The organism is Streptomyces sp. NPDC104367, from assembly GCF_055583825.1.
Genome location: NZ_JBVJND010000002.1, coordinates 235,401 through 259,585, shown reverse-complemented (window position 1 = coordinate 259,585; position 24,185 = coordinate 235,401). Strand labels below are relative to the sequence as shown.

Sequence of the window (24,185 nt, the reverse complement as noted above, 5' to 3'; positions counted from 1 at the left end):
ACCAAACGCGCGCAGCAGTCCGCACACAGCCGTCCTCCTTCCCCGCCGTCCCGTAGTCCCTGGAGGCCTCGTGTCCCTGGCCGACCGCGCCGAAGCCACCGGCGCTCCCGCGTTCGTCCCCGACCCCCGGCTCACCAACGAAGACCTCGCGCCCGCCGAGAAGCGGAACTGGAAGGTCTTCGACCTCTTCGCCATGTGGATGTCCGACGTCCACAACCTCGGCAACTACACCTTCGCCGCGGGCCTGCTGGTCCTCGGCATGAACGTCTGGCAGGTCTTCACCTCCCTCCTCGTCGGCTTCGTGCTGATCTACGTCGGCATGAACTGGATGGGGCGCATCGGCCAGCGCCACGGCGTGCCGTTCCCGGTGGTCAGCCGGATCAGCTTCGGCGTCTGGGGTGCCAACATCCCGGCGCTGATCAGGGCCGTGATCGCCATCATGTGGTACGGCATCCAGACCTATCTGGCGTCCGTCGCCGTCAACGTGATGCTGCTGGCGGCCTGGCCGGACCTGAAGTCGCTCACCGAGAGCTCCTTCCTGGGCCTGGACGCGCTGGGCTGGATCTCCTTCGTCTCGCTCTGGCTGATCCAGGCGGCGATCATCAGCCGGGGCATGGAGTCGGTCCGCAAGTTCCAGGACTTCTGCGGCCCGGCGATCTGGCTGGTCATGATCGCGCTGGCGGTCTGGATCCTCGCCAGGGCCCACTGGACGATCTCGCTCACCTCCACCCCGCATCCGGTCTCCTTCGGCGAGCAGTGGCGGCAGTGGTTCGGCGCGATCGGCCTGATCCTCGCCACCTACGGCACCCTGATGCTCAACTTCTGCGACTTCTCCCGCTTCGCGCCGGACTACCGGACCGTGCGCCGCGGCAACTTCTGGGGCCTGCCGATCAACTCGACCGCGTTCGTGGTCGTCTCGGTGATCGTCACGGCGGGCTCGCTGGAGGTGTTCGGCGAGGCCATCACCGACCCGGCCGAACTGGTCGCCAAGGTCGGCAACACCTGGGTCCTGGTCGTGGCCGCGCTGACCTTCGCGGTCGCCACCATGGGCGTCAACATCGTCGCCAACTTCGTCTCACCGGCGTACGACCTGGCCAACGTCTGGCCGCAGAAGATCAGTTTCAGGGTGGGCGGCATGATCAGCACGGTCGCGGCGCTGGTCGTCACCCCGTGGAACCTCTTCTCCAACCCCACCGTCGTCAACTACTTCCTGGGCGGCCTCGGCGCCTTCCTGGGGCCGCTGTTCGGCGTGATCATGGTCGACTACTACGCGATCAAGCGCGGCAGGGTGGACGTGGACCGGCTGTTCGACGCGTCGCCCGGATCGCCGTACCACTACCGCAAGGGTGTCAACCCCAAGGCGCTGTGGGCGTTCCTGCCCTCGGCGGGGGTGGCGGCCGTGCTCGCACTGGTGAAGACGTTCAGCGACGTGGCGCCGTACTCCTGGTTCATCGGCACGGCGCTGGGGGCCGGCCTCTACCTGGCGCTGTGCCGCCGCGACCGCGCTCCCGTGGCCGAGGAGGTCTGACGGACGTGCGGATCGTCGTCACCAACTGCAACACCACGCAGGAGATGACCGAGGAGATCGTACGAGGTGCCCGGGCCGCGGCAGGCCCGGGCACCACCGTGACCGGGCTGACCCCGGCCTGGGGACCCGAGTCGGCCGAGGGCTGGCTCGACAGCTACCTGTCCGCGGCGGCCGTCCTCGACGCGCTGCGGACGTACGGCGGACCGCCCTACGACGCCGTCGTGATGGCCGGGTTCGGGGAGCACGGGCGGGAGGGGGCGAGGGAGTTGGTGGACGTGCCCGTCGTCGACATCACCGAGGCCGCCGCCCACCTGGCCTGCCTGCTGGGCCGCCGCTACGGCGTCGTCACCACCCTGGACCGGTCGCGCGGGCAGATCGAGGACAGCCTGGAGACGGCGGGCGTGGCCCGCAACTGCGCCGCGGTGGTGGGCACGGGGCTGGGGGTGCTCGACCTCGCGGACGACCCGGAGCGCACGGAGGCCGCGTTCCTGGCGGCGGCCGAGCGGGCCCGGGACGCGGGCGCCGAGGTCCTGGTGCTCGGGTGCGCGGGGATGACGGGGCTGCAGCGCGCGGTGGGGGAGAAGCTGGGGGTTCCGGTGGTCGACGGGGTCGGCGCGGCGGTGAAGCTGGCGGAGTCACTGGTGGCGCTGGGGCTGACGACCAGCCGGGCGGGAAGCTACGCGCGGCCGCTGCCGAAGGGACGCTCCTGGGGGACCGGGACCGGGACCGGGACCGGCGCCAGGGCCGGGAGCGTGTAGCGAGGGCGGCGTGGGGAATCCGGGGCCCGTGGGACACGGGGCGCCACCGGGTCCTCGGTGGTGCCTACAATGGTCTCACGTTCTTGTGATGCAGATCACAGGAGGGGGCGTCGATGAGTACCCCGACCACCGAAACCGGAATCGGAACCGGAGCAGTCGCGGACCCCGGCCCGCTCGGTCTCGCCGCCTTCGCGGCGACGACCTTCGTCCTCAGCGTCTTCAACGCCGGACTCATCACCGACCCGACCCTGGCCGCCGTCGTACTGCCGCTCGCCCTCTTCTACGGCGGGGTGGTCCAAGTCCTCGCCGCCATGTGGGAGTTCCGCAAGGGCAACACCTTCGGAGCCACCGCCTTCGGCTCGTACGGCGCCTTCTGGCTGGCGTACGCCTGGTACGCGCGGTTCGTCGCGGGCGGCCTGCCCCCGGCCGGAGTGCACCAGGCGACCGGGCTGTTCCTGCTGGTGTGGGCGGTCTTCACGCTCTACATGACCGTCGCCGCGACCCGGACCACGGGCGCCCTGCTGGCCGTGTTCGTCACCCTGTCGGCCACCTTCGTCGTCCTGTGCGTCGGCGAGTTCGCGCAGTCCGCCGGCGCGGTCCGGGCGGGCGGCTGGCTCGGCCTGGTCACCGCCCTCTGTGCCTGGTACGCCTCGTTCGCGGGCGTCACCAACTCCACGTACCACCGCGCCGTCCTGCCGGTGTTCCCGAACATCGGGGACCATCTGCGACCGCACCACGGGCACCGCGGCGGCCCCGTCGCCGGAGTCCACGCATGACCACCGGCAGAGTCCACCCATGACCGGCGCCGACGGCGAGACGCTCTCCAGCCTCCTCCACGAGGAGCGGCGGTTCCCGCCGCCGCCCGGACTGGCCGCGGCCGCCAACGCCACCGCCGCGGAGTACACGCGTGCCGACGCCGACCGGCTCGCCTTCTGGGCCGCGGCGGCCGCCCGGCTCGACTGGGCCCGCCCGTGGGACGAGGTGCTGGACTGGAGCCGCGCCCCGTTCGCCCGCTGGTTCACCGGCGGCCGGCTCAACGCGGCGTACAACTGCCTCGACCGGCATGTCGCCGCCGGGCTCGGCGACCGGGTCGCCTTCCACTGGGAGGGCGAGCCGGGCGACACCCGCACCCTCACCTACGCCCGGCTGACGGCCGACGTCTGCCGGGCCGCCAACGCCCTGGAGTCGCTCGGCGTCGCCGCCGGCGACCGGGTGGCGATCTACATGCCGATGATCCCGGAGACGGTGGTGGCGATGCTGGCCTGCGCCCGCGTCGGCGCCCCGCACACCGTGGTCTTCGGCGGCTTCTCCGCCGAGGCGCTGCGCGGCCGCATCCTCGACTGCGACGCCCACGTCGTGATCACCGCGGACGGCGGCTACCGCAAGGGCCGCCCCGCCGCCCTGAAACCCGCCGTCGACGAGGCGGTCCGCGAGTGCCCCGGCGTACGCGCCGTGCTCGTGGTCCGGCGCACCGGACAGGAGGTGGCCTGGACCCCGGGCCGGGACCTGTGGTGGCACGACCTGGTCGACGCCCAGCCGGCCGAGCACACCGCGCAGGCGTTCGACAGCGAACACCCGCTCTACATCATGTACACCTCCGGTACGACCGCCCGCCCGAAGGGCATCCTGCACACCACCGGCGGCTATCTCACGCAGGTCGCCTGGTCGCACTGGGCGGTGTTCGACGTCAAGCCCGAGCGCGACGTCTTCTGGACGGCCGCGGACATCGGCTGGGTCACCGGCCACTCGTACATCGTCTACGGCCCGCTCGCCAACGGCGTCACCTCGCTCCTCTACGAGGGCACGCCCGACACCCCGCACCAGGGCCGCTGGTGGGAACTGGTCGAGAAGTACCGGGTGTCGATCCTCTACTGCGCCCCGACCGCCATCCGCACCTTCATGAAGTGGGGCGCCGGCATCCCGGACGAGTTCGACCTGACGTCCCTGCGCCTGCTCGGCTCGGTCGGCGAGCCGATCAACCCGGAGGCGTGGATCTGGTACCGCAGGAACATCGGCTCCGACAACTGCCCGGTCGTGGACACCTGGTGGCAGACGGAGACCGGAGCCCAGATGATCAGCCCGCTGCCCGGGGTGAGCGTCTGCAAGCCGGGCTCGGCGCTGCGCCCGCTGCCCGGCATCGCGGCCGACGTCGTCGACGACTCCGGCGAACCCGTACCCGACGGCTCCGGCGGCTACCTGGTCCTCACCGAACCGTGGCCGGCGATGCTGCGCACCGTCTGGGGCGACGAGCAGCGGTACGTCGACACGTACTGGTCGCGCTTCCCCGGCCGCTACTTCGCCGGGGACGGCGCCAAGAAGGACGAGGACGGCGACATCTGGCTGCTCGGCCGGGTCGACGACGTCATGAACGTCTCCGGGCACCGCATCTCCACCACGGAGGTCGAGTCGGCGCTGGTCTCGCACCCGAGGGTCGCGGAGGCCGCGGTGGTCGGCGCGGCCGACCCGACGACCGGCCAGGGAGTGGTGGCCTTCGTCATCCTGCGCACCGACACGGAAACGGCGACGGACACGGCGACGGAAACGGCGACGGACACGGCGACGGAAACGGCGACGGACACGGCGACGGAAACGGCGACGGGAACGGAAGCGGTGACGGACACGGCGACGGACTGGGCGGATCCGGAAGAGACCGCGGCGGAGCTGCGCGCCCACGTCGCCCGGGAGATCGGCCCGATCGCCCGCCCCCGTCAGATCCTGGTCGTCGCCGAACTCCCCAAGACCCGCTCCGGCAAGATCATGCGCCGCCTGCTCCGGGACGTCGCGGAGAACCGCGCGCTCGGCGACGTGACGACGCTGACGGACTCGTCGGTCATGGACGAGATCCGGGACCGGCTGCCCACGGGCGGTCCGGCCGGCGGCGAGGAGAGCTGAGCGGCCCGCTCACGGCCGCCACACGTACCGCACGTCGGGCTCCCGCTCCTCGTTCCCGCTTCCGTCCGTGCGCTCGACGGCGACGAAGCCGTGCCGCTCGTAGAACCGGTGCGCGGGCCTGTTGACCTGGAACGTCCAGAGCCCGAGCCCGAGCGGCGAACGCTCCTTGGCCAGCGCGACGAACCGGTCGCCGACACCCCGGCCGCGCCACCCGGGGTCCAGGTACAGCTGGGACACCTCGTCCCCCGCCAGCACCATCATCCCCACGACGCGCCCGCCCGCCTCCGCCACCCAGGTCTCCCGCTCCGGCACCACCACGTCCCGGAAGTAGGCCCGCACCTCGTCGTCGGAGCGCGGCCGGACGACCGTCGGCAGCGCCGCGCCGTACGACCGCAGCCAGACGTCGGCGACCGCGGCGGCGTCCGCGTCGCCCGCGGCCCGCCGCAGCGCGACCTCCGCCTCCGGTACGACGGCCGTGGCCGTGATCTCCACCAACTGCCCGGTGTACCCGAGGCAGGCGACCCCGAGCAGCGTCGACGAGTGCGGGCCGGCACTGAGCCCCGACGCCTCGACCACCTCCCACACCGCGGACAGCACGGCCGGATCAGCGCTCACGACGTACACGTCCGTGGCCACGACATGCCCCCAGTCGCTCCCCACCGACCGCAACTGCTCCCCGAGATTGGCCACGACCCGCTCGGCCTGCCGCACCGGGTCCCCGACCCCCACCACCTCCCCCGCCTCGTCGAGCGGCACGGCCCCCGCCAGGAACGCGAGCCTCGTGCCGGCCTCGACGACGGACACGTGCGAGTACGTGGGCGGTGGGAAGAGACCGGGTGCGGTGACACGTCGGATCACGGGACGGCTCCTTGGAAGGGCACGGGCCAACCCACCGATGATCCGGCCCGCCGACCCGCGACGCATCCGGTTTTCGGCCGACGCCCGGCAACCACGCACCGAGCTGCGCGGGCAGCGACCGCGCCCGGCACCGTGCCAGACACCGCGCCCGGCACCGTGCCCGGGAGCCAGGCCAGGCACCGCGCCCGGTGGCCACCGCCACGCCCGGCATCCGCGTCCGCCGTCCCGGTCCGCTTTCCCCGCCGCCTTTCCCGCTCGCTTTCGCGCCTGATTCCCGGCCCGTATCCCGGCCCGTATCCCAGCCTGTTTCCCGGCTCGTTTCCCCGCCCTTTCTCCCGCTCGGAAAATGCCTGGGAACAAGGAGGTTGCCGCTGCTACGGTCCTTCTCGTGGCGAAACTCAATCAGATCATCGCAGTCGAGAAGGGCATCAAGTCCAAGGCGCACCAGGACCTGACCGCGGCTCACCACGGGCTGCAGAAGCCCGCGTTGCTGGCCGGAATCTCGCGGACGTACCAGCCGAAGGACGAGGAGGGCGAGCAGTTGCCGCCCGAGTCCACGCGGGTCCAGGTCAAGGCCGAGGACGTGCTCCGGGACACCTCGGACACGCTGACCCGGCTCTTCGACGTGACCGCCACCAAGGACTGGGCGAACTGCGAGGCGAGGGCCGACGTCAAGGTCGACGGGCGGGTGCTGCTCGCCGGCGCGCCCGTGGCCTATCTGCTGTTCCTGGAGAAGCAGCTCGTCGACCTCAACACGTTCGTACGGAAGCTGCCCGTCCTGGACGCCTCCGAGTCGTGGGTGCAGGACCCCTCCACCGACGCGTGGAAGACCGAGCCGGTACGGACGCTGCGGACCAGGAAGGTGCCGCGCAACCACGTGAAGGCCGAGGCCACCGAGAAGCATCCGGCGCAGGTCGAGGTGTACTACGAGGACGTTCCGGTGGGGTACTGGACCACCGTGAAGTTCTCCGGCGCCCTGCCCGCCCGCCGCATCAACGAACTGCTCGACCGCGTCGAGAAGTTGCAGCAGGCCGTCAAGTTCGCCCGCGAGGAGGCGAACGGCGCCGAGGTCGTCGACCAGCGGGTCGGTGACGCCGTGTTCGGTTACCTCTTCGGGTAACCACCCATACCCCCCGGCCCGTCGGGGCCGGGGTGCGCGAGGAGCGCAAGCTGAAGCTGAGGCTTGTCGTGACGAGCGGCCGTACCCCACGGAACACGGGGCGGACCGCGTTGAATCTCAGACTCTCGCTCCAGACTCAGCATTCGCCGCCGATCGCCGGATCGACCGGGCCCGGGCCCCAGCACGTCGAAATGCAGGTTCAAGTCCTGCCCGCGCAGCTCGATGCGTGGTGGTCCAAAGGAAGGACGCGGCGACCTCATGACTGACCCGGGTTCTCAAGCGTGCCGGCGTGTGAAGATGGGCGGCATTCCGGGGCCCGGGGGCAGGCTACGCCCCCGGGCCCGCTCCTGTTCCCGTTCCCGTTCCGGTATCGGGCGCGCGTAGAATTGCGTTCACGAAGAACACCGCTTTCCGCGGCACTTGTCACACCCGCGCAATACGAACGAACCTTTTCGTACGGGAACACGATCTACCGTGGGTACCGAACCCGCAGCCCGGCCACCGTCGCCCGAAGGCACCACCGCCCTCGTCCGTCAGGAGCCCCGTGACCCGTCGCCCCGCCCCGCCGCCCTGGCTCGCCCACGCCCTGCGCGCCCAGCGCGGGCCCGTGCCCTGGAACGCGGTGACGCGAGGCGCGCTGGCCGCCGGGCCGCTGCTGCTCGCCGCCCTCGTGCTGCACCGCACCTCGCTCGGTGTCGTCGCCGCCATCGCCGCCATGCTCGCCGGGATCAACGACCGGCCGGGCAGCCGCCGCGCCGCCGTACGCCGGCTCGGAGCGCCCGCCGCGGCCGGCTCGATCGGGCTGCTCGCCGGGACCTACGGCGGGGAACACCTCACCGCACTGCCGCTGACCCTGCTGCTCACCGGGCTCGGACTGGCCGCCGGCGGCATGAGCGCCGTCGGGCCCGTCGCCTCCGGGGCCGGGACCCAGCTGCTGGTCGCCTCCGCCATCGGCGCCGGCATGCCGGTCCCCGAGGCCGGCTGGCAGCGGGCCCTCGCCTTCCTCGCCGGCGCCGGCTGGCTGCTGGCGCTGCGCCTCGCCCTGCCCACCCCCGGCGCGCTCGCCGGCGACTACCGGTTCGACGGCGAGCGGGCCGCCGTCGCCGCCGTCTACGACGCCATCGCCGACCTGCTCGACGCCGTCGGCGGCACGGCCGCCCCGGCCCGGCGCACGGCACTGAGCACCGCCCTCGACCACGCCCAGGACGCGCTCACCGGCCCCCGGCTGCGGCGGTACGCCAGTTCCGCCGCCGAACGCCGGCTGCACGCGCAGTACGCCGCCGCGCTGCCCCTCGCCGAGGCGGCCACCGCCCTCGCCTGGGCGGGGGAGCCGCTGTCCGGGCGGGCCGCCGAAGGACCCCGGCGGCTCGCCGTCGCCGTCCGCGGCAACGGCGGCACCGGGCCGCTGCCCGCCCCCGCACGCTCCGCGCCCGCGCTGCGCGCCCTCGACGACGCCCTGCTGCGCGCCGCCGAGGCCTTCGACCGGACCGAGGGCGCCGGACCGCGCCCGCCCGCCCGGCGCCGCGGCCCCGGGGACGTGCTGCGGGCCGTGCTGGGCAGCGGCGGACGCGAGTACGGACTGCGGGTCGCCCTCTGCTTCGGGGCCAGCGCCGCCATCGCCCAGGCCCTGCACCACGCCCGCTGGTACGGCGAGCACCAGCACTGGTACTGGCTGCCCGCCACCGCCGTCTTCCTCGTCAAGCCCGACCTCGGGCCGCTCGCCTCCCGGGTGCTGTGCCGGGCCGCCGGCACGGTCCTCGGCGCCCTTCTCTTCGCGGGCCTCGCCGCCGTACTGCCCCGGCCCGAGGGGCTCGTCGCGCTGGTCGCCGTCTGCGGCGCGCTCATCCCCGTCGCCACCCGGCACTTCGCCGCGCAGACCGCCGTCGCCACCGTCCTCGTGCTCGCCCTGGTCATGGTCGGCGGCGAACCGCAGGCCTCCGTCAGCCGGATCGGCGAGACCCTGCTGGCCTGCGCGCTCGTGCTGATCGTCGGCCACCTGCCGATGCCGGGCAGGCGCGGCGGCGGGGTCCGGGCCCGGCTCGCCGCGGCCGGGCGGGCCGCGCACGCCTACCTCGACCACGTGCTGAGCGAGTCCGGCGACCGCGGCGACCGCTGGGCACTGCGCCGCGAGGCCTACCGGACCCTCGCCGAGGCCCGCACCGCCATCGCCCTCGCCGCCGCCGAACTCCCCGCCCTCGCCCGGCACACCGAGGGCGCCGACGCGGTGGCCGCCGTACTCGAACGGCTCGTGGACACCACCACGGCGTGCGCCGTGCACCTCGACGAGACCGGGCGGCTCACCGCCCGCCACACCCGGCAACTCCGAGCCCTGGCCGAGGAACTGGAGCACGGCGGGCGGCGGCTCGGGGTTGTGGTGCCGCGGATGCCGGTCGCGGCCTGAAGGAGGAACCCGGCGGAGGAACCCGGCGGAAGAACCCTGCGGGAGAACCCGGCGGAAATGAACCGGCGGAAGAACCCGGCAGAAAAATCCCGGCGCCACCGATGAGTTCTCCCCGCGCCGGCGGTCACCACCCGGAACCGACCGTCGGACAGGAGGGCCCATGTCGCTTCCGGACATCGTCTCGCGTGAGCGGTGGCGTGCCGCGCGTGAGGAGTTTCTGCTCAAGGAGGAGGCGCTCACCCGCGCGCGCGACGTGCTCAACGCCGAACGGCGCCGGCTGCCCATGGTGGAGGTCGACCCCGAGTACGTCTTCGAGGGCGGCGACGGCAAGGCGAGCCTGCTCGACCTCTTCGAGGGGCGGACCCAGCTGATCGTCCACCACTTCATGTTCGCGCCGGAGTGGCGGGCGGGCTGCCCCAACTGCTCCGCGTTCCTGGACCAGGTCGGCCATCTGGCCCATCTGCGGGCGCGCGGCACCTCGTTCGCGGCCGTGTCCCGGGCGCCGTTCACCAGAATCCTGCCGTTCAAGGCGCGGATGGGCTGGACGCTGCCCTGGTACTCCTCGTACCACAGCGACTTCAACCGCGACTTCGGGGCGACCCTCGTGGTGGACGACGAACTCGTCGAGCGGCCCGGGGTCAGCTGCTTCCTGCGGGAGCACGACCGGGTCTTCCACACCTACTCCGTCCACGACCGCGGACTCGACGGTCTGGGCTCCACCACCTCCCTGCTCGACCTCACGGCCCTGGGACGGGTACCCGACGGCAGCGACCGGGTGCGCTATCACGACGAGTACGAGGACTGACACCGAAGGTCACGGACCTGGCCGAAAGTCAACGGACCCTCACACTCCGCGCCGGTGGCGTGTCGGCTATGTCTCAGTACCGTCACCGGGCGAGCCATTCCTGTTCTCCGGAGCGTTGACTCCTACAAGTACGACGCTCATCAGGAGGTGCAGGATGGTGAACGGGCGAACGGTGCTCGAACGCTTTCCCGCAGGCGGACCGCGAGGATCATGGCCTGCGGAGGAGTTCGCACGGGCCCGGCGGCTGGAAGGGCTGCCCGCGGAGGTCGTCATGGACCTGGCCACGGACACGTTCCTGGTCATCGTGCGCGGGGACGCGGCGGAGGTCTGACGCGCGGGTCCCGCCCTTCGCACGAGGTGCGGACCCGCTCACGCCGCACGTCCCGCTCAACTCGCTCAGCCCGCCTTCGGGGCCGGGATCCGGACCGTGAACTGGTCCGCCTGGAGCGCGTACAGCTCCGCGTAGACCCCGCCGGCCGCCAGTAGCTCGTCGGGGGTGCCCGACTCCACGACCCGGCCCTGGTCGAGGACGTGCACCAGGTCGGCGTGGCGCACCGACGCCAGCCGGTGCGTGATCAGTACGACCGTCTGCCCGCCGCCCGCCAGCGCGCGGATCTTCTCGAAGACCTCCAGCTCGGCCCGGGCGTCCAGGGCGGCCGTCGGCTCGTCCACGATCAGGATGCGGCCGCGCCGGTAGGCGGCCCGCGCGATGCCCAGCCGCTGCCACTGACCGCCGGACAGCTCGTGCCCGCCGCTGAAGTTGCGGGCCAGCAGCGTGTCCAGGCCGCGCGGCAGATCCTCGACCACGTCCCCGGCGCCCGCCTCCTCGACGGACCTCTCCAGCCGTTCCTCGGTGAGCGGCGCCGACGAGCGGCCGACGGCCACGTTCACCTTGGCGGTGAACGGCCACCGCTTGAAGTCCTGGGCGACCATCGCGATGCGCTCGGCGAGCCGGTGCCGGTCGGCCTTCGCCGCGTCGACGCCGTCCCACAGGACGCGGCCCCGGTCCGGCTGGTACAGCCCGGCCAGCAGCTTGACCAGGGTGGTCTTGCCCGAGCCGTTCTCGCCGACCAGGGCGACGATCCGGCCCAGGGGGAGGGAGAGCGTCACGTCGTCGAGCGCGGGACGGGGGGCACCCTCCGGATCGTCACTCGGATAGGTGAAGGTGACGTTCTCGAAGCGGATCTCCCGCGGGTCCTCGGGCAGCGGGTCGCCGCCGACCGGGATCGCCCGTTCGGCCGCCTCGACGTACAGCCGCTCCAGATCGCCGACGAACAGCGCCTCCTCGTGCAGCGTGTTGATCTCCAGCACGAGCGTGTCCAGGCTCGCCGAACCGGTACGGATCGCGATCACCGCCGTACCCGCCACCGACAGGGCCATCGCCCCGCTCAGCAGCAGCCCGCCCAGCGTGGCGTACGTGGCGACCGTCGCCAGGCCGGTCCAGGCGGCCGCGATCAGCCCCGTGCGGGCGGCGAGCCGGGCCAGCCGGGCCTGCTCCGCCTCCGCCGTCTCCGACATCGCCCGGAAGTGCCGCAGCAGGAACGGGCCGACCCCGTGCACCCGGATCTCCGGCGCCGCCTCCGGCTCGGTGAGCAGGGCGCTGATCAGATGGCCGGCCCGGGCGTGCTGGATCCAGGTGTGGAACGACTCGTAGCGGCGCCGGGCGTTGGTCAGCGCGCCCCAGGCGCTCGGGATGGTCATCGTGATCAGCAGCGGGAGCAGCGCCGGGTGCAGCACGGTCAACACACCGGCTGCCGCGATCAGCGAGATCATCGCGTTCACCACACGGGTGCCGTAGCTGATCATGCGGCGGGCCGAGGAGGCGCCGTACTGCGCGGTGTCCAGCAGCTTGTGGAAGGCGTGGTCCTCGATCGCGGCGAGCTCGACGGCCGCCGCCCGCTCCAGGTACATCTCGGTGGCGACCCGTTCGACCTTGGGTTCCAGGCGGCCGGTGGCGTACGTCGAGGCGGCGCGCAGCAGGGCGGCGAGCAGCAGCACCGACGCCATGATCACCAGGGCGGGGGCGGCGCCGCGCAGCCGCTGGTCGATGGTGCCGGTGCCGATCAGGCGGCCCAGCACGCTGTTCACGGTCAGCAGGCTCACGGCCTGGGCGATGCCGACGCCGACCTGCGCGGCCAGCACGATCCGGGCGGCCCGGGGGTCGGCCTGCCGGGCCAGCCGCAGACTGGACGTGAGCATGCCGGGCAGCCTGGTCACCATGGCGCGGAAGTCCAGTTCCAGGAACGCGTCCCGGTGCTGGTTCCAGCCCATGTCGTAGCGCAGGGGGCCGCCGAACAGCAGCCGTTCCGACTCCGACACCTCGGGCGCCGCCGCATCCCGCCTCTTCGCCACCGCGTTCCTCCCCGGAGCCGTCGACGTACGGCCACTGACGAACGGCCACTATCGCGGTCCCGGCGCCCGCCCGGCAGGGCGCGCACCGAGTCACCCGAGGCGCGACGGAGCGCGCCGGGAGCGGGGCCAGGGGCGGCGGGAGGAAAGGGGGCTCAGGCGTCCGGCGGGCGTCCGCCGACGGGGCTCGGGCCGGTGCGGTCGACCGACGGAGGGTCGGCCTCTCGCCGGTTGCCGTTGTCGCGCCCTGGCGCGGGCTGGCTCGACTCGGCCCGGCCCCCTACGGCCCGGTCGCACAGCGGCCATGCGGCCCTGCGGCCATGCGATCCGCGGTCACGCAGTCACCCGATCGCGAGGTCGCGAGACCGCTCGGTCACGCGGTCACGCGGTCAGCGGGCGGGACCACTCCGGGGTCGTGCCGGTGGCGCGGCACAGGGCGAGGTAGAGGGGGATCGGCGGGGTGTACGGCACCGTGCCCTCGGGGCGGTGGATGAGCCGGGCGGCGGCGGGAAGCGGGGCACCCGGGCTGTACTGCACCGGGGCCGGCCAGGTCAGGGCGTAGTCGGAGTCCGACGGAACGATCCACCACCAGCGCGTGCCATCGGCGTACACGCATCCCAGTCGTGGCAGCCGCGGTACGACCACCGGCCCGAGGCCCGCCGGTACGGCGACCGCGTCGCAGCCCAGGGGCGCCGTCATACCCTCGGGCACCGGCGACCTGAGGGCGCCGCCCGAGACCGGCGACCGCTGCCCCCGCCCCAGCCGGACCAGGGTGTCCAGACCCAGCGGCCGGCCCGAGCCGGGAGCACCGGTCATGCCTGCCTCCGCTGCGGCACCGGGCCCAGCGCCTTCGACTGCCCCTCCTCGCCGGAACCCGGAGAGGGGCGGTGTGCGGGACTGCGCGACGAGCCGCGCGACGGCCCCGGCTCGGGACGCGCGCCCCAGCCCAGGTCGTTGCGGGGTTCCGCCGTCTCGCGGGCGGTGTCGGCGGAGCCGTGTGGCAGCTCGGCCCACACCAGCAGGCCGGGCCCGTGCTCCTGAGCCCCCCAGGCCTGACAGAGCGCGTCGACGAGAAGCAATCCCCTCCCGTGCTCCTCGTCCGGACGCTGAGGGGACGGGTGGGGCTCGTCGGGCGCGCACCCCTCGTCGTGCACGGCTATGCGCACCGTGCCGTCGTGGTCGTGCAGCTCGCACACGACGCGACTGCTCGCGGTGTGCACGATCGCGTTGGTGACCAGCTCGGATATGACGAGGACGGCGGTGTCACAGGTGTCCGCGCAGACGGACCAACCGGTCAGCCGGGCACGCGTCAGGCGTCTCGCCTGGGCGACGGAACCCGGATGGGCGGCCAGCTCGAAGCGGAACCGGCGCTCGGCAGCGCCCCTGGCAGGGACGACTCCCGCAGCGGCGCCGAGACCGGAACGGTCTGCGACGGCGTCTGTTCCTAAAGGCGCGGACGGAATCACGCTTGCCACTATCTCCCCGCCGTGAACACTTGGCAAGTGTCACTCTGAAAAATGCAGAGTGCTGTGTGACGCGGTGAAAGGGCGTGGCACACTGCTGACAACAGCATGTCGAGCGGCGCCAGTTGGGATCAGTGGGGATCCGACGGACCGATCCGGCCCATACGACCGAAACGACCTATCCGGCCTACGCGACCGATGTGACTGACTGTGAACGAACCGGCCGAGCCGGTCGTTCCGGTCAATCCGGTCGCCCGGCCGTACTCGTCGCCCCGGCCGTCGCGGATCGATCCGACCGGTCTTCGAATGAGTCTTCGAATGGCGCCGCAGGGCTGTCGGCGCGCCGGGTGACACCTGTAGGTGACACCTGTACATGCGGACAGTTGCGACACCGGCCGGCCGAACGGACGGCCCGGTCAGAAAACTTCGTGGAGGTGGAGCGTGAGCGAGCCGCGGTCCGCGCCGACCGTGGGACAGGTGGTGCTCGGTCGGCGCCTCCTCGACCTGCGAGAACGCGCCGGGCTCAAGCGCGAGGAGGCCGCCCGCGTCCTCCGCGTGGCGCCCGCCACCGTCCGCCGTATGGAGATGGCGGAGGTCGCGCTCAAGATCCCGTACCTCCAGCTCCTGCTCAAGGCGTACGGGGTGACGGACGAGGAGGCCGACCTCTTCGTCCGTCTCGCCGAGGAGGCCAACAAGCCCGGCTGGTGGCAACGGTTCCACGACATCCTGCCGGGCTGGTTCTCCATGTACGTCAGCCTGGAGGGCGCGGCGAGCCTGATCCGCTCCTACGAGCCGCACTTCGTCCCCGGCCTGCTGCAGACCGAGGACTACGCGCGCGGGGTGCTGCGCTCCGGTGCCATCGGCCAGACCCGGCCGGAGGACATCGAGGGCCATGTCGCCCTGCGCATGCAACGCCAGGAACTGCTCACCCGTACCGACGCCCCCCGCTTCTGGGCGGTGATGGACGAGACCGCCCTGCGCCGCCCGGTGGGCGGCCCGGAGGTGATGCGCGCCCAGATCGACCGACTGCTCGACATCACGAAGCTGCCCAATGTGACGCTCCAGGTCGCCCCGTTCTCCAGCGGGCCGCACCCGGGGACCTACGGGCCCTTCGTGCTGTTCCGATTCGCCATGCCCGAACTGCCGGACATGGTCTACAGCGAGTACCTGACCGGCGCCGTCTACCTGGACGGCCGCACCGAGGTGGCCACCCACCTGGAGGTCATGGACCGCATGGCGGCGCAGGCCGCTACGGCACAACGCACGAAGGAGATCCTCCGGGATCTCCGCAAGGAGCTGTGAATGGATCGCATCAAGCCCCAGTCCGGGCCGCGGAACCGCACCGAGCGGATCTACAACGGCATGCCCGCCCGGGACCTGGGCAGCGAGGGCTGGCACAAGCCATGGAGCGGCGGCAACGGAGGCAACTGCCTGGAGGCCATGAAGCTGGCCGACGGCCGTATCGCCGTCCGGCAGTCGACCGACCCCGACGGACCGGCGCTGATCTACACCACGGACGAGATGACCGCCTTCATAGAGGGCGCCAAGGCCGGGGAGGCGGACTTCCTGCTCTCCTGAACCTCCTTTTCCGCCGTCTTTTCCTTCGGCTTTCCTTTTCCCTTGTTCCCCTTGTACGACTTCGTTGCGCTGGTACTAACTTGAACACTGACCACGTCAGACGCTTATGGAGTGCCCCATGACCGGGCAGGAACCCACGACCACCCTCGTCGACACCGGCAAGCCCCGTCCCGCGCGGATGCACGACCGGTATCCCGGCGGCAAGGACAACTGACCGGTCGACGAGGAGACGGGCAGGATCGCCCAGGGCGTCGTGCCCGGGTCCCGGGGCGTGTACTGCGGCACGGGGCGCACGAGCCGGCCGGCTGCTCTCCGAGCTGCCGGCCGGCAGCCACCTGATGATGACCCACGCCACCGCCCCCGCCACACGGCAGTCGGCCTCCGGCTGTTACACGACCATCGGCCGGTCGTACGGTGATATCGGCGACGGCAACTGCGAACTGCCCGTCAGATAACAGTCGACGGCCGCCGCCACCGCCCGCCCCTCCGCGATCGCCCACACGATCAGCGACTGCCCGCGCGCCGCGTCCCCGGCGGCGAACACCCCCGGCACATTGGTCGCGAAACCGCCGTCCCTGCGGAGCGTGCCGCGCTCCTCCGTCACCAGCCCCAACTGGTCGATCAGCCCGTCCTCCCGGTCGGATCCCGTGAAACCGAGCGCGAGCAGGACGAAGTCCGTGTGCAACGTCCGCTCCGTCCCCGGCACCGGCCGGCGCGCCGCGTCCACCTCCACCAGATGCAGCGCCCCCACATGCCCGGCCTCGTCACCGGTGAACCGGAGCGTCGACGCCGCGAAGAGCCGCGCGTCCGCGTCCGCCGCCGGCGCCGTCTCCAGGTCCCGCGCCTCCTCGTGCGCCGCCGACAGCCGGTAGATCTTCGGATACGTCGGCCACGGCTCGATGTCCTCGTCCCGCTCCGACCCCGGCTGCGCGTAGATGTCCAACTGGGTCACCGACGCGGCGCCCTCCCGCACCGCCGTCCCCAGACAGTCCGCCCCCGTGTCACCCCCACCCACGATCACCACGTGCTTGCCCGCCGCCGACATCGGCGACTCGGCCAGATCCCCCTCGCACACCCGGTTGGCCAGCGGCAGATACTCCATCGCCTGGTGTATCCCGTCCAACTCCCGGCCCGGCACCGAAAGTTCCCGCCACGCCGTCGCCCCGGTCGCGACCACCACCGCGTCGTACCGCGCCCGCAGCTCCGCCGCCCCGATGTCCCGCCCGACCGCCACCGACGTACGGAACTTCGTGCCCTCCGCCCGCATCTGCCCGAGCCGCCGCTCCAGATGCCGCTTCTCCATCTTGAACTCGGGAATGCCGTACCGCATCAGCCCGCCGAGCCGGTCGTCCTTCTCGTACACCGCGACCGTGTGCCCCGCCCGGGTCAGCTGCTGCGCCGCCGCGAGCCCGGTCGGCCCCGACCCGATCACCGCCACGGTCCGCCCGGACAGCCGTTCCGGCGGCCGCGGCGACGCGAACCCCTCCGCCCACGCCCGGTCGGCGATGGCGCACTCCACGTTCTTGATCGTCACGGCCGGCTGGTTGATCGCCAGCACGCACCCCGCCTCGCACGGCGCCGGGCACAGACGCCCCGTGAACTCCGGAAAGTTGTTCGTCGCGTGCAGCCGGTCACCGGCCGCCCGCCAGTCCTCCCGGGACACCAGGTCGTTCCACTCGGGGATCAGATTGCCCAGCGGACACGCGTCGTGACAGAACGGCACCCCGCAGTCCATGCAGCGGTCCGCCTGCTTGCTGATGATCGGCAGCAGCGCCCCCGGGACGTACACCTCGTCCCAGTCCCGGACCCGCTCCTCCACCGGCCGCCGCGGCCACTCCTCGCGCGGCGTGGTCATGAAACCCTTGGGATCGGCCATGGTCGTCTTCCTCGCGTGCGTCCACCACGGGCCGTGCGTCATCGGGCGGCGCTCTTTCGGCCACGATACGTCCGCCCGGCCGCGCCCGCAGAGTGGCCGGCCGCGCCTTCTGCGGGGGTTTCGCCCCCGGGCCCCGCCGCTCCTCCCAGCAGGAGGCCAGCCGGAAGCCAGTTCGCTCCTACGTTTCCCTCAGGACACGGCGAGTACATACGCGACCGCCGCCCCGGCCGACGCGAGCGTGCGCAGATGGTTCCACCGCGTCCACTCCCGCACGTACACCGGCCAGTACGAAGCGGCCTCCGCAGCCCCCGGCTCCAGCCTGGCCAGCGCCTCGTTGCGCGGCACGTTCGCCACCACCGTCAGCCCGAACGAACCGAACAGGTACAGCGCGCTGCCCAGCAGCAGCTCCGCCTTCCCCTCGTCCGGCCACAGCACGAAGGTCACCACCGCGATCATCGCGCACACCACCGCCGACCCGGCGAACACCAGCATGAACACCGGCGTCAGGGCGGCCCGGTTGATCGCGTTCATCGCGGCGACCCCCTGCGCCGGCGGCAACGCGGCCAGCCCGCGCATCACAAAGGTCGAGAACGCGCAGAACACCCCCGCCACCAGCCCGGTCCCCAGCACTCCCAGCACGACCAGTACGAAGTACGGCCCCTCGATCATGACCAACACACCCGCTCCCGCCCTCGACACCTCCGCCTCCCAGGTCCATGCCCACAGGCCACCCCTTCCCATGGCCATGAAGCACGTCCGCGTACACATCCGTCCGGAATCACCCCCTGTCCCGTCGCCCTTCCTCCTCCGGCCGCCGCCCCGCCCCTCCCGCCGGGCTCACCCGGTCAGGCGGATCCGCACCCCCGCCGCCCACCCCAGCAGCACCGCCTCCACCGTCCCCGCGATCCGCCGCCGCGCCTCGTACCTCGGCACCCCGCTCATCAGCAGCTGGTCGTACGGCGTGTCCACGTGCCGTACCCCCGCCACCACCACCGCCGCCACCACCGCCGTCTCCGACAGCGCCCGCCCGGCCGCGCTCCGCCCCACCCGCCCGCTGCCCCGCACCGACGCGTGCGCCGCGATCGCCCGGGCCCGCTCCGCCGGACAGCCCGGGAACAGCCGCAGGATCTCCGCCGCGAACGCCTCCGTGAACCGCACGTCCTCCCGCGCCCGCCACTTCGCGTCCCGCGCCCGGCGCCGCCGCCGCGCCTCGGCGTCCGCCAGACACCGCGCCTCGGCCCGGGCCAGCGCGGCCTCCTCGACCAGCACGCCCCGCCGCTCGTACCTGCTCCTGCGCCGGTCGAACCGCACCACCACCGCCGACAGCCCGCTCTCCTCCCGCGACCGCCGGGTCAGCGCCGTGTCCCCGCGGGGCAGGAACACCAGATGCCCGAGATCCGCGCACTCCAGGCACCGCGGCGCCCCGTCCTCCAGCACCAGCAACGCCAACGGCCCCCGCCGGCACGCCGCGCACCGCTTGTGCCGAACGGGCTGTACGACCAGAAGTCCACCGTGATGCGGGGGAGTTGCCAGACGCGTCATATGCGGTACTTCCCCCTTCCGCGGGCCGCTCTCACGCGCACGCGCCGGCGGCCACGGGCGCCTGCCCAGGCACCCCGGGACGCCCGGCGCTCTCTGCTCCCGCCCCACCCGGCATCATGACCCCGTGCGATTCGAAGCGATCACCTGGGACCGGCTCGCCGAACGCCTCGCCGAGCGGCTGGCCGAGCTGAAGCCTGCCGACGGGGGTGCCTGGCCGCGCGTCGCCTTCGACGGTGCCCCGGCCGCCCGGCCCGGGGACCTCGCGGAGCGCGTCGCGCAGGCGCTGCGCGTCCGGGGCCGGCCCTCGCTCGTCGTCGGCACCGAGGACTTCCTGCGCCCCGCCTCACTGCGCCTGGAGCACGGCCGCCGGGACGCCGAGTCGTACTACGGCGGCTGGTTCGACACCAACGCCCTGTGGCGGGAGGTCTTCGGCCCCCTCGACCCGGGCGGGACCGGCCGCGTCCTGCCCGACCTGTGGGACGAGGCCACCGACCGCGCCACCCGCAGCGACTACGTCCGACTACCGCCCGGAGGGCTCCTGCTGCTGCACGGACCGCTCCTGCTGCGGCACTGGTTCCCGTTCGACCTGACCGTCCACCTCCTCCTGTCTCCCGGCGCCCTGGGCCGCCGCACCCCCGAGGCCGACCACTGGACCCTTCCCGCCTTCGAGCGCTACACGGACGAGACCGACCCGGCCGGCACGGCCGACGTCCTGGTCCGCGCCAACGACCCGAGACACCCCGCGTGGAGCGGCTGAGCGGCCCAGTGGCTCAGCCGGGGACGGCCCCGGTCACAGCCAGCCGTTGCGCCGGAAGCCCCGGTACAGGGCCAGACACGCCACGGATATGACGGCGATGACGAGCGGGTAGCCGAACCGCCAGTGCAGCTCCGGCATGTGAACGAAGTTCATGCCGTACACCCCGCACACCATCGTCGGCACGGCGATCACCGCGGCCCAGGCCGTGATCTTGCGCATGTCCTCGTTCTGCGCGACCGTCACCTGCGCCAGATGCGCCTGGAGGATGGAGTTGAGGAGTTCGTCGAAGGAGGCGATCTGCTCCCTGGCCCGCATCAGATGGTCGAGCACGTCCCTGAAGTAGGTCTGTATCTCCGGGGGGACCACCCGTACCGGCCGGGAGGTCAGCTCCTCCATCGGCCGCCCGAGCGGCACCACCGCCCGCTTCAGTTCGAGGAGTTCGCGCTTCATCTGGTAGATCCGCCCCGGATCGGCCCGCGCGCCGTTCTCCGCGAAGACGTCCGCCTCGACCTGGTCGATGTCCGCCTGCACCGCGTCCGTGACGTTCAGGTAGTCGTCGACCACATGGTCCGCGATCGCGTGCAGCACCGCCGCCGGCCCCTTGGCGAGCTGGCCCGGCGAGGACTCCAACTCCTCCCGCAGCGGCCCCAGCGAGCCGTGCCGGCCGTGCCGCACCGTGATCACGAAGTCCTCGCCGACGAACACCATGATCTCGCCGGTGTTCACCACCTCGCTCGTCGCCGTCAGCTGCTCGTGCTCGACGTAGCAGACCGTCTTGAACACCGCGAACAGCGCCTCGCCGTACCGCTCCACCTTCGGGCGCTGGTGGGCCTCCACCGCGTCCTCCACGGCCAGCGGATGCAGGTCGAACAGCTCGGCGATGCCCGCGAACTCGCTGTCCGTCGGCTCGTGCAGCCCCAGCCACACGAACCCCTCGCCGTTCTTGCGGACCCGCTCCACGGCGGAGAAGAGGTCACTGCACTCCGGGACCCGTACCCCGTCCTCGTACGTCACGCAGTTGACCACCGAGGAGCCCAGCGGGGACCGCGCGTGATGGTTCAGGTCGACGCGGGGCAGCCGCCGCGCGAGCCGGGCCACCCTGCGCAGCCCGCCGGCCCGGCCCAGCCCCGTGACCTTCCGCAGATTCCCTGCCACCGTCATCCGGATCTCCTCGCGTGGATCCCCTCGCACAACGCTTCCGCGTCCTGCCGGGCAAGTCTGCCAGTCCGGTGTGAGACGCGGGTAAGCCTGTGGGAGCAGTGCGTTCCGGTTGGTTCCCGGCTGTGGACGACCAGGTCCCCGCGGCTCGTTCCCGCCCGTGGACAGAGGGTTCCCGCACCCGGCCGCCGCACTCCCGCGTGCCGGAGCGTCGACCGTCCCGGACAAGCCGGACAACTGGGAGGATCGCTTCATGACACGAGCCGACGGGTACCTCCTCGACAACCGCCAGAGCCAGGCCGCTCAGCGTTTCGACGCGTTCGCCGGCCTCTTCGACCCCGTCACCTTCCGGCACCTGGAGGCATTCGGTCTCGGCGCGGGCTGGCGCTGCTGGGAGGTCGGCGCGGGCGGCACCTCCGTGGTGTCCTGGCTGGCCAAGAAGGTGGGGCCGACCGGCAGGGTCGTCGCCACCGACATCGACACCTCGCTGCTCGCCCCGGCCGGCCGTCCGCCGGTCGAGATCCGTACCCACGACGTGGGCGCCGAGGAGCCGCCGGGGGAGGGCTTCGACCTGGTGCACGCCCGGCTCGTGCTGGTCCATGTGCCGGACCGGGAGCGGGCGTTGCGCTCCATGATCAAGGCCCTGCGCCCCGGCGGGCGGCTGCTGGTCGAGGACGCCGACGCCGCCCTCCAGCCGCTCACCTGCCCCTACGAGTACGGCCCCGAACAGCAGCTCGCCAACCGCCTGCGCCAGGGTTTCCGCAAGCTCCTCGCCGAACGCGGCGCCGACCTGTCCTACGGCCGCAAGCTCCCGCGGCTGCTCCGCGAGGCCGGGCTGCGCAACGTGGAGGCCGACGCGTACTTCCCCGTCGCCTCGCCCGCCTGCACCGCCCTGGAGTCCGCCACCGTCCGGCAGATCCGCGACCAGCTCGTCGGCGCGGGCCTGGCCACCGACGCGGACATCGACCAGCACCTGGCCCATGTGGAAGCGGGCGGCATGGACCTCGCCACGGCCCCGATGATCTCCGCCTGGGGCCGCAAGGCGTAGACCGGTTCCCCCGAGCCGGAGACCAGCAGTCCCGGGGCGTGGACCCGCCCGCCCTGCCGAAAGCTGGCGGTGCGGTGCGCACGCGATGCCGTGTCAGCGGGGCGGTGCGCACGCGATGCAATGTCAGCGGGGCGCGCTCGGTCCGGTGTCGTGCGTGGGCGGTCTGGCGCCCACGCGTTCCACCGCCCGCGCACCCGCCCGGCAGCCCTGCGCCGCCGCCTCCCGCGCGTCCGCGCCGGCGACCAGCGCGGCGAGGAACGCCCCGGTGAAGGCGTCACCGGCGCCCGTGGTGTCCCGGGGCGTCGCGGGCGCGGCCGGGACGCGGGCGAGGACGCTGCCCGACCGGGCCACCAGCGCGCCGTCCGCCCCCGACTTGGCCACCACCAGCGGTACCTGCCGGCTCAGCTTGGCCGCCGCGTCCGCCGGATCGGGCAGCCCCGTCAGCAGACAGGCCTCGTCCCGGCTCGGCAGCAGGACGTCCACGCCCTCCACCAGCGCCAGGAAACGGTCCACGCCCAGCGCCACCAGGAACCCGGCCGACGCCGGATCCAGACTCACCGGCACGCCACGCGCGCGTGCCGAGGCCAGGGCCACCGTCACCAGCTCCCGGCTCGGCTCGGAGAACAGCAGGTAGCCGGAGAGGTGCAGCCGGGCCACCCTGTCGAGCAGCGCGTCCGACCAGTCGGCGGGTTCCAGCCGCAGCGACGCCCCGCTGTCCGTGAGGAAGGTGCGCTCCGCCGAGGCACCGCTGTCGACCAGACAGACCACCGTCCCCGTCGCGGCCTCGGGGTCCACCACCAGCCGGGGCCGCACCCCGGCGGCCAGCAGCTCCCGCTCGTGCCACGCCGCCGCGTCCGTCCCGACCCGCCCCAGCAGCCGTACGTCCCCACAGCCCGTGTACGCGGCCCAGCAGGCCACGTTGGCGCCCGCGCCGCCGGGCAGGGTCCGGATCGCGGCGGCGGTGTCGGTGCCGGCCGCGAGCGGCCCCCGGTGCCGGGCCACGACGTCGGTGACCACGTCCCCGACGACCAGCAGCGCCCCGCTCCCGCCCGGCGCCGTCCCCCGGCCCGGCGTCCAGGTCGCGCCCCGTGGCGCCTCCCGGTCCGTCGTCACCCCCTGGCCCACGCCGAGGCGATGCGCGCGGCCAGCCGTACGTTGCCGCGCACGGCCGCCAGGTTGGCCTCCAGCGAGGCGCCGTCCGTGTGCCGGACCAGATAGCCGAGCAGGAACGGCGTGACCGCCTGACCGGTGATGCCCTCCGCGTCGCACGCGTGCAGCGCGTCGGCCAGCACGCGCGCGTGCAGCGCCGGGTCGAGCTGCTCCGCCTCCGGGACCGGGTTGGCGACGATCAGGGCCGTGTCCGCCGCGTCGAGCGTGTCCTGGGCCCGCATGACGTCCGCGATCTGCTCCGGGGTTTCCAGCGTCCATTCGACCGGATGTCCGGAGTCCGACAGGTAGAAGCCGGGGAAGCGGTCCGTGCCGTACCCCGCGACGGCCACGCCCAGCGTCTCCAGACGCTGGAGGGTCGCCGGCACGTCCAGGATCGACTTCACACCCGCGCACACCACCGTGATCCGGGTGCGGGCCAGCAGCCCCAGGTCGGCGGACTCGTCCTGGGTCACCGTCCACTCCCGGTGCACCCCGCCGAGGCCGCCCGTCGCGAACACCCGGAGACCGGCCAGCGCCGCCAGCTGCGCCGTCGCCGACACGGTGGTCGCCCCGCTCGCCCCCGACGCCACCGCGAGCGGCAGGTCGCGATGGCCCAGCTTGCGGATGCCGTCCTCGTTGGCGACGCGCTCCAACTGCTCCTTGTCCAGGCCGACATGGGGCCGCCCGTCCAGCACCGCGATGGTCGCGGGCACGGCGCCCTCCCGCCGTACCGCGTCCTCCAGTTCAAGCGCCACCTGGAGGTTGCGCGGGCGTGGCAGCCCGTGCGCGATGATCGTGGACTCCAGGGCCACCACCGCCCGGCCCGAGTCGCGTGCCTCACGGACCTCTTCCGACACCACCAGCACCACGCGCCTGCCTCCTGTCCGTCGGTCCTCCCTCATC

22 protein-coding genes and 1 pseudogene are annotated in these 24,185 nt (G+C 72.9%); 12 read left to right on the top strand and 11 right to left on the bottom strand.

Going from position 1 to position 24,185, the window contains the following annotated elements; genetic code table 11:
- The first annotated feature begins 70 nt into the window (after nucleotides 1–70).
- The 4 genes from ACZ619_RS04005 to acs all read left to right on the top strand — a co-directional run bounded on the left by ACZ619_RS04005 (nucleotide 71) and on the right by acs (nucleotide 5,178).
- Complete coding sequence (locus tag ACZ619_RS04005; RefSeq protein WP_469593770.1) at nucleotides 71–1,528, top strand: NCS1 family nucleobase:cation symporter-1; 1,458 nt, start codon at nucleotides 71–73, stop codon at nucleotides 1,526–1,528.
- A 5-nt stretch (nucleotides 1,529–1,533) separates the two neighbouring features.
- Nucleotides 1,534–2,286, top strand: coding sequence for an aspartate/glutamate racemase family protein (locus tag ACZ619_RS04000; protein ID WP_469593768.1), 753 nt, complete (start codon nucleotides 1,534–1,536; stop codon nucleotides 2,284–2,286).
- Nucleotides 2,287–2,399: 113 nt separating this feature from the next.
- Nucleotides 2,400–3,062 carry an acetate uptake transporter gene (locus ACZ619_RS03995; protein WP_469593765.1) on the top strand — a complete coding sequence of 221 codons (663 nt, stop codon included), beginning with the start codon at nucleotides 2,400–2,402 and terminating at the stop codon, nucleotides 3,060–3,062.
- 19 nt (nucleotides 3,063–3,081) lie between these two features.
- Nucleotides 3,082–5,178: an acetate--CoA ligase gene (gene acs / locus ACZ619_RS03990; protein ID WP_469593763.1), complete on the top strand. Its 2,097-nt coding sequence runs from the start codon at nucleotides 3,082–3,084 to the stop codon at nucleotides 5,176–5,178.
- Nucleotides 5,179–5,187: 9 nt separating this feature from the next.
- Here acs and ACZ619_RS03985 read toward each other — a convergent pair whose 3' ends face one another.
- A complete protein-coding gene (locus ACZ619_RS03985) occupies nucleotides 5,188–5,664 on the bottom strand; it encodes a GNAT family N-acetyltransferase (RefSeq protein WP_469594487.1) in 477 nt (158 codons plus the stop codon).
- Between the two features lie 39 nt (nucleotides 5,665–5,703).
- A pseudogene (locus ACZ619_RS03980) lies at nucleotides 5,704–6,102 on the bottom strand (RidA family protein); the annotation flags it as partial.
- Nucleotides 6,103–6,424: 322 nt separating this feature from the next.
- Between ACZ619_RS03980 and ACZ619_RS03975 the strand changes: the two are divergent.
- The 4 genes from ACZ619_RS03975 to ACZ619_RS03960 all read left to right on the top strand — a co-directional run bounded on the left by ACZ619_RS03975 (nucleotide 6,425) and on the right by ACZ619_RS03960 (nucleotide 10,693).
- The gene (locus tag ACZ619_RS03975) at nucleotides 6,425–7,156 is read left to right on the top strand and encodes a DUF7873 family protein (protein WP_469593761.1); all 732 of its coding nucleotides are present in this window, start codon (nucleotides 6,425–6,427) and stop codon (nucleotides 7,154–7,156) included.
- A 544-nt stretch (nucleotides 7,157–7,700) separates the two neighbouring features.
- Nucleotides 7,701–9,557, top strand: coding sequence for an FUSC family protein (locus ACZ619_RS03970; RefSeq protein ID WP_469593759.1), 1,857 nt, complete (start codon nucleotides 7,701–7,703; stop codon nucleotides 9,555–9,557).
- A gap of 160 nt (nucleotides 9,558–9,717) precedes the next feature.
- Nucleotides 9,718–10,362, top strand: coding sequence for a DUF899 domain-containing protein (locus ACZ619_RS03965; protein WP_469593756.1), 645 nt, complete (start codon nucleotides 9,718–9,720; stop codon nucleotides 10,360–10,362).
- A gap of 154 nt (nucleotides 10,363–10,516) precedes the next feature.
- Nucleotides 10,517–10,693 (top strand): hypothetical protein, encoded by a 177-nt coding sequence (locus ACZ619_RS03960; RefSeq protein WP_469593754.1) that lies wholly within the window; start codon nucleotides 10,517–10,519, stop codon nucleotides 10,691–10,693.
- 65 nt (nucleotides 10,694–10,758) lie between these two features.
- Here ACZ619_RS03960 and ACZ619_RS03955 read toward each other — a convergent pair whose 3' ends face one another.
- The 3 genes from ACZ619_RS03955 to ACZ619_RS03945 form a co-directional block, all read right to left on the bottom strand.
- Nucleotides 10,759–12,714 (bottom strand): ABC transporter ATP-binding protein, encoded by a 1,956-nt coding sequence (locus tag ACZ619_RS03955; RefSeq protein WP_469593752.1) that lies wholly within the window; start codon nucleotides 12,712–12,714, stop codon nucleotides 10,759–10,761.
- Nucleotides 12,715–13,092: 378 nt separating this feature from the next.
- Nucleotides 13,093–13,527 carry a hypothetical protein gene (locus ACZ619_RS03950; protein ID WP_469593750.1) on the bottom strand — a complete coding sequence of 145 codons (435 nt, stop codon included), beginning with the start codon at nucleotides 13,525–13,527 and terminating at the stop codon, nucleotides 13,093–13,095.
- Nucleotides 13,524–14,186 carry an ATP-binding protein gene (locus ACZ619_RS03945; protein WP_469593747.1) on the bottom strand — a complete coding sequence of 221 codons (663 nt, stop codon included), beginning with the start codon at nucleotides 14,184–14,186 and terminating at the stop codon, nucleotides 13,524–13,526. The genes ACZ619_RS03950 and ACZ619_RS03945 overlap by 4 nt, the downstream gene beginning before the upstream one ends.
- A 429-nt stretch (nucleotides 14,187–14,615) precedes the next feature.
- Between ACZ619_RS03945 and ACZ619_RS03940 the strand changes: the two genes are divergently transcribed.
- Nucleotides 14,616–15,476: a helix-turn-helix domain-containing protein gene (locus ACZ619_RS03940; RefSeq protein WP_469593744.1), complete on the top strand. Its 861-nt coding sequence runs from the start codon at nucleotides 14,616–14,618 to the stop codon at nucleotides 15,474–15,476.
- The gene (locus ACZ619_RS03935) at nucleotides 15,477–15,752 is read left to right on the top strand and encodes a DUF397 domain-containing protein (protein ID WP_123978005.1); all 276 of its coding nucleotides are present in this window, start codon (nucleotides 15,477–15,479) and stop codon (nucleotides 15,750–15,752) included.
- A gap of 388 nt (nucleotides 15,753–16,140) precedes the next feature.
- Here the strand turns inward: ACZ619_RS03935 and ACZ619_RS03930 are convergent, their stop codons facing one another.
- The 3 genes from ACZ619_RS03930 to ACZ619_RS03920 all read right to left on the bottom strand — a co-directional run bounded on the left by ACZ619_RS03930 (nucleotide 16,141) and on the right by ACZ619_RS03920 (nucleotide 19,170).
- On the bottom strand, nucleotides 16,141–17,628 hold the full coding sequence (locus ACZ619_RS03930) for a glutamate synthase subunit beta (protein WP_469593742.1): 1,488 nt from the start codon (nucleotides 17,626–17,628) through the stop codon (nucleotides 16,141–16,143).
- Nucleotides 17,629–17,817: 189 nt separating this feature from the next.
- A complete protein-coding gene (locus tag ACZ619_RS03925) occupies nucleotides 17,818–18,297 on the bottom strand; it encodes an anthrone oxygenase family protein (protein ID WP_469593740.1) in 480 nt (159 codons plus the stop codon).
- A 168-nt stretch (nucleotides 18,298–18,465) separates the two neighbouring features.
- The gene (locus tag ACZ619_RS03920; RefSeq protein WP_469593739.1) at nucleotides 18,466–19,170 is read right to left on the bottom strand and encodes a DUF2293 domain-containing protein; all 705 of its coding nucleotides are present in this window, start codon (nucleotides 19,168–19,170) and stop codon (nucleotides 18,466–18,468) included.
- 124 nt (nucleotides 19,171–19,294) lie between these two features.
- Between ACZ619_RS03920 and ACZ619_RS03915 the strand changes: the two genes are divergently transcribed.
- Nucleotides 19,295–19,927, top strand: a complete 633-nt coding sequence (locus ACZ619_RS03915; protein ID WP_469593737.1) for a nucleoside/nucleotide kinase family protein — start codon at nucleotides 19,295–19,297, stop codon at nucleotides 19,925–19,927.
- A gap of 33 nt (nucleotides 19,928–19,960) precedes the next feature.
- Here the strand turns inward: ACZ619_RS03915 and ACZ619_RS03910 are convergent, their stop codons facing one another.
- The gene (locus ACZ619_RS03910) at nucleotides 19,961–21,088 is read right to left on the bottom strand and encodes a magnesium and cobalt transport protein CorA (RefSeq protein WP_469593735.1); all 1,128 of its coding nucleotides are present in this window, start codon (nucleotides 21,086–21,088) and stop codon (nucleotides 19,961–19,963) included.
- Between the two features lie 250 nt (nucleotides 21,089–21,338).
- On the opposite strand from ACZ619_RS03910, the gene ACZ619_RS03905 reads away from it, so the two are divergent.
- Entirely contained in the window at nucleotides 21,339–22,133 is a 795-nt protein-coding gene (locus ACZ619_RS03905; protein WP_469593733.1) for a methyltransferase domain-containing protein, read from the top strand.
- A gap of 123 nt (nucleotides 22,134–22,256) precedes the next feature.
- Here ACZ619_RS03905 and ACZ619_RS03900 read toward each other — a convergent pair whose 3' ends face one another.
- The gene (locus tag ACZ619_RS03900) at nucleotides 22,257–23,168 is read right to left on the bottom strand and encodes a carbohydrate kinase family protein (protein WP_469594484.1); all 912 of its coding nucleotides are present in this window, start codon (nucleotides 23,166–23,168) and stop codon (nucleotides 22,257–22,259) included.
- 74 nt (nucleotides 23,169–23,242) lie between these two features.
- Nucleotides 23,243–24,151: a pseudouridine-5'-phosphate glycosidase gene (locus ACZ619_RS03895; RefSeq protein ID WP_469593731.1), complete on the bottom strand. Its 909-nt coding sequence runs from the start codon at nucleotides 24,149–24,151 to the stop codon at nucleotides 23,243–23,245.
- Nucleotides 24,152–24,185: the final 34 nt, after the last annotated feature.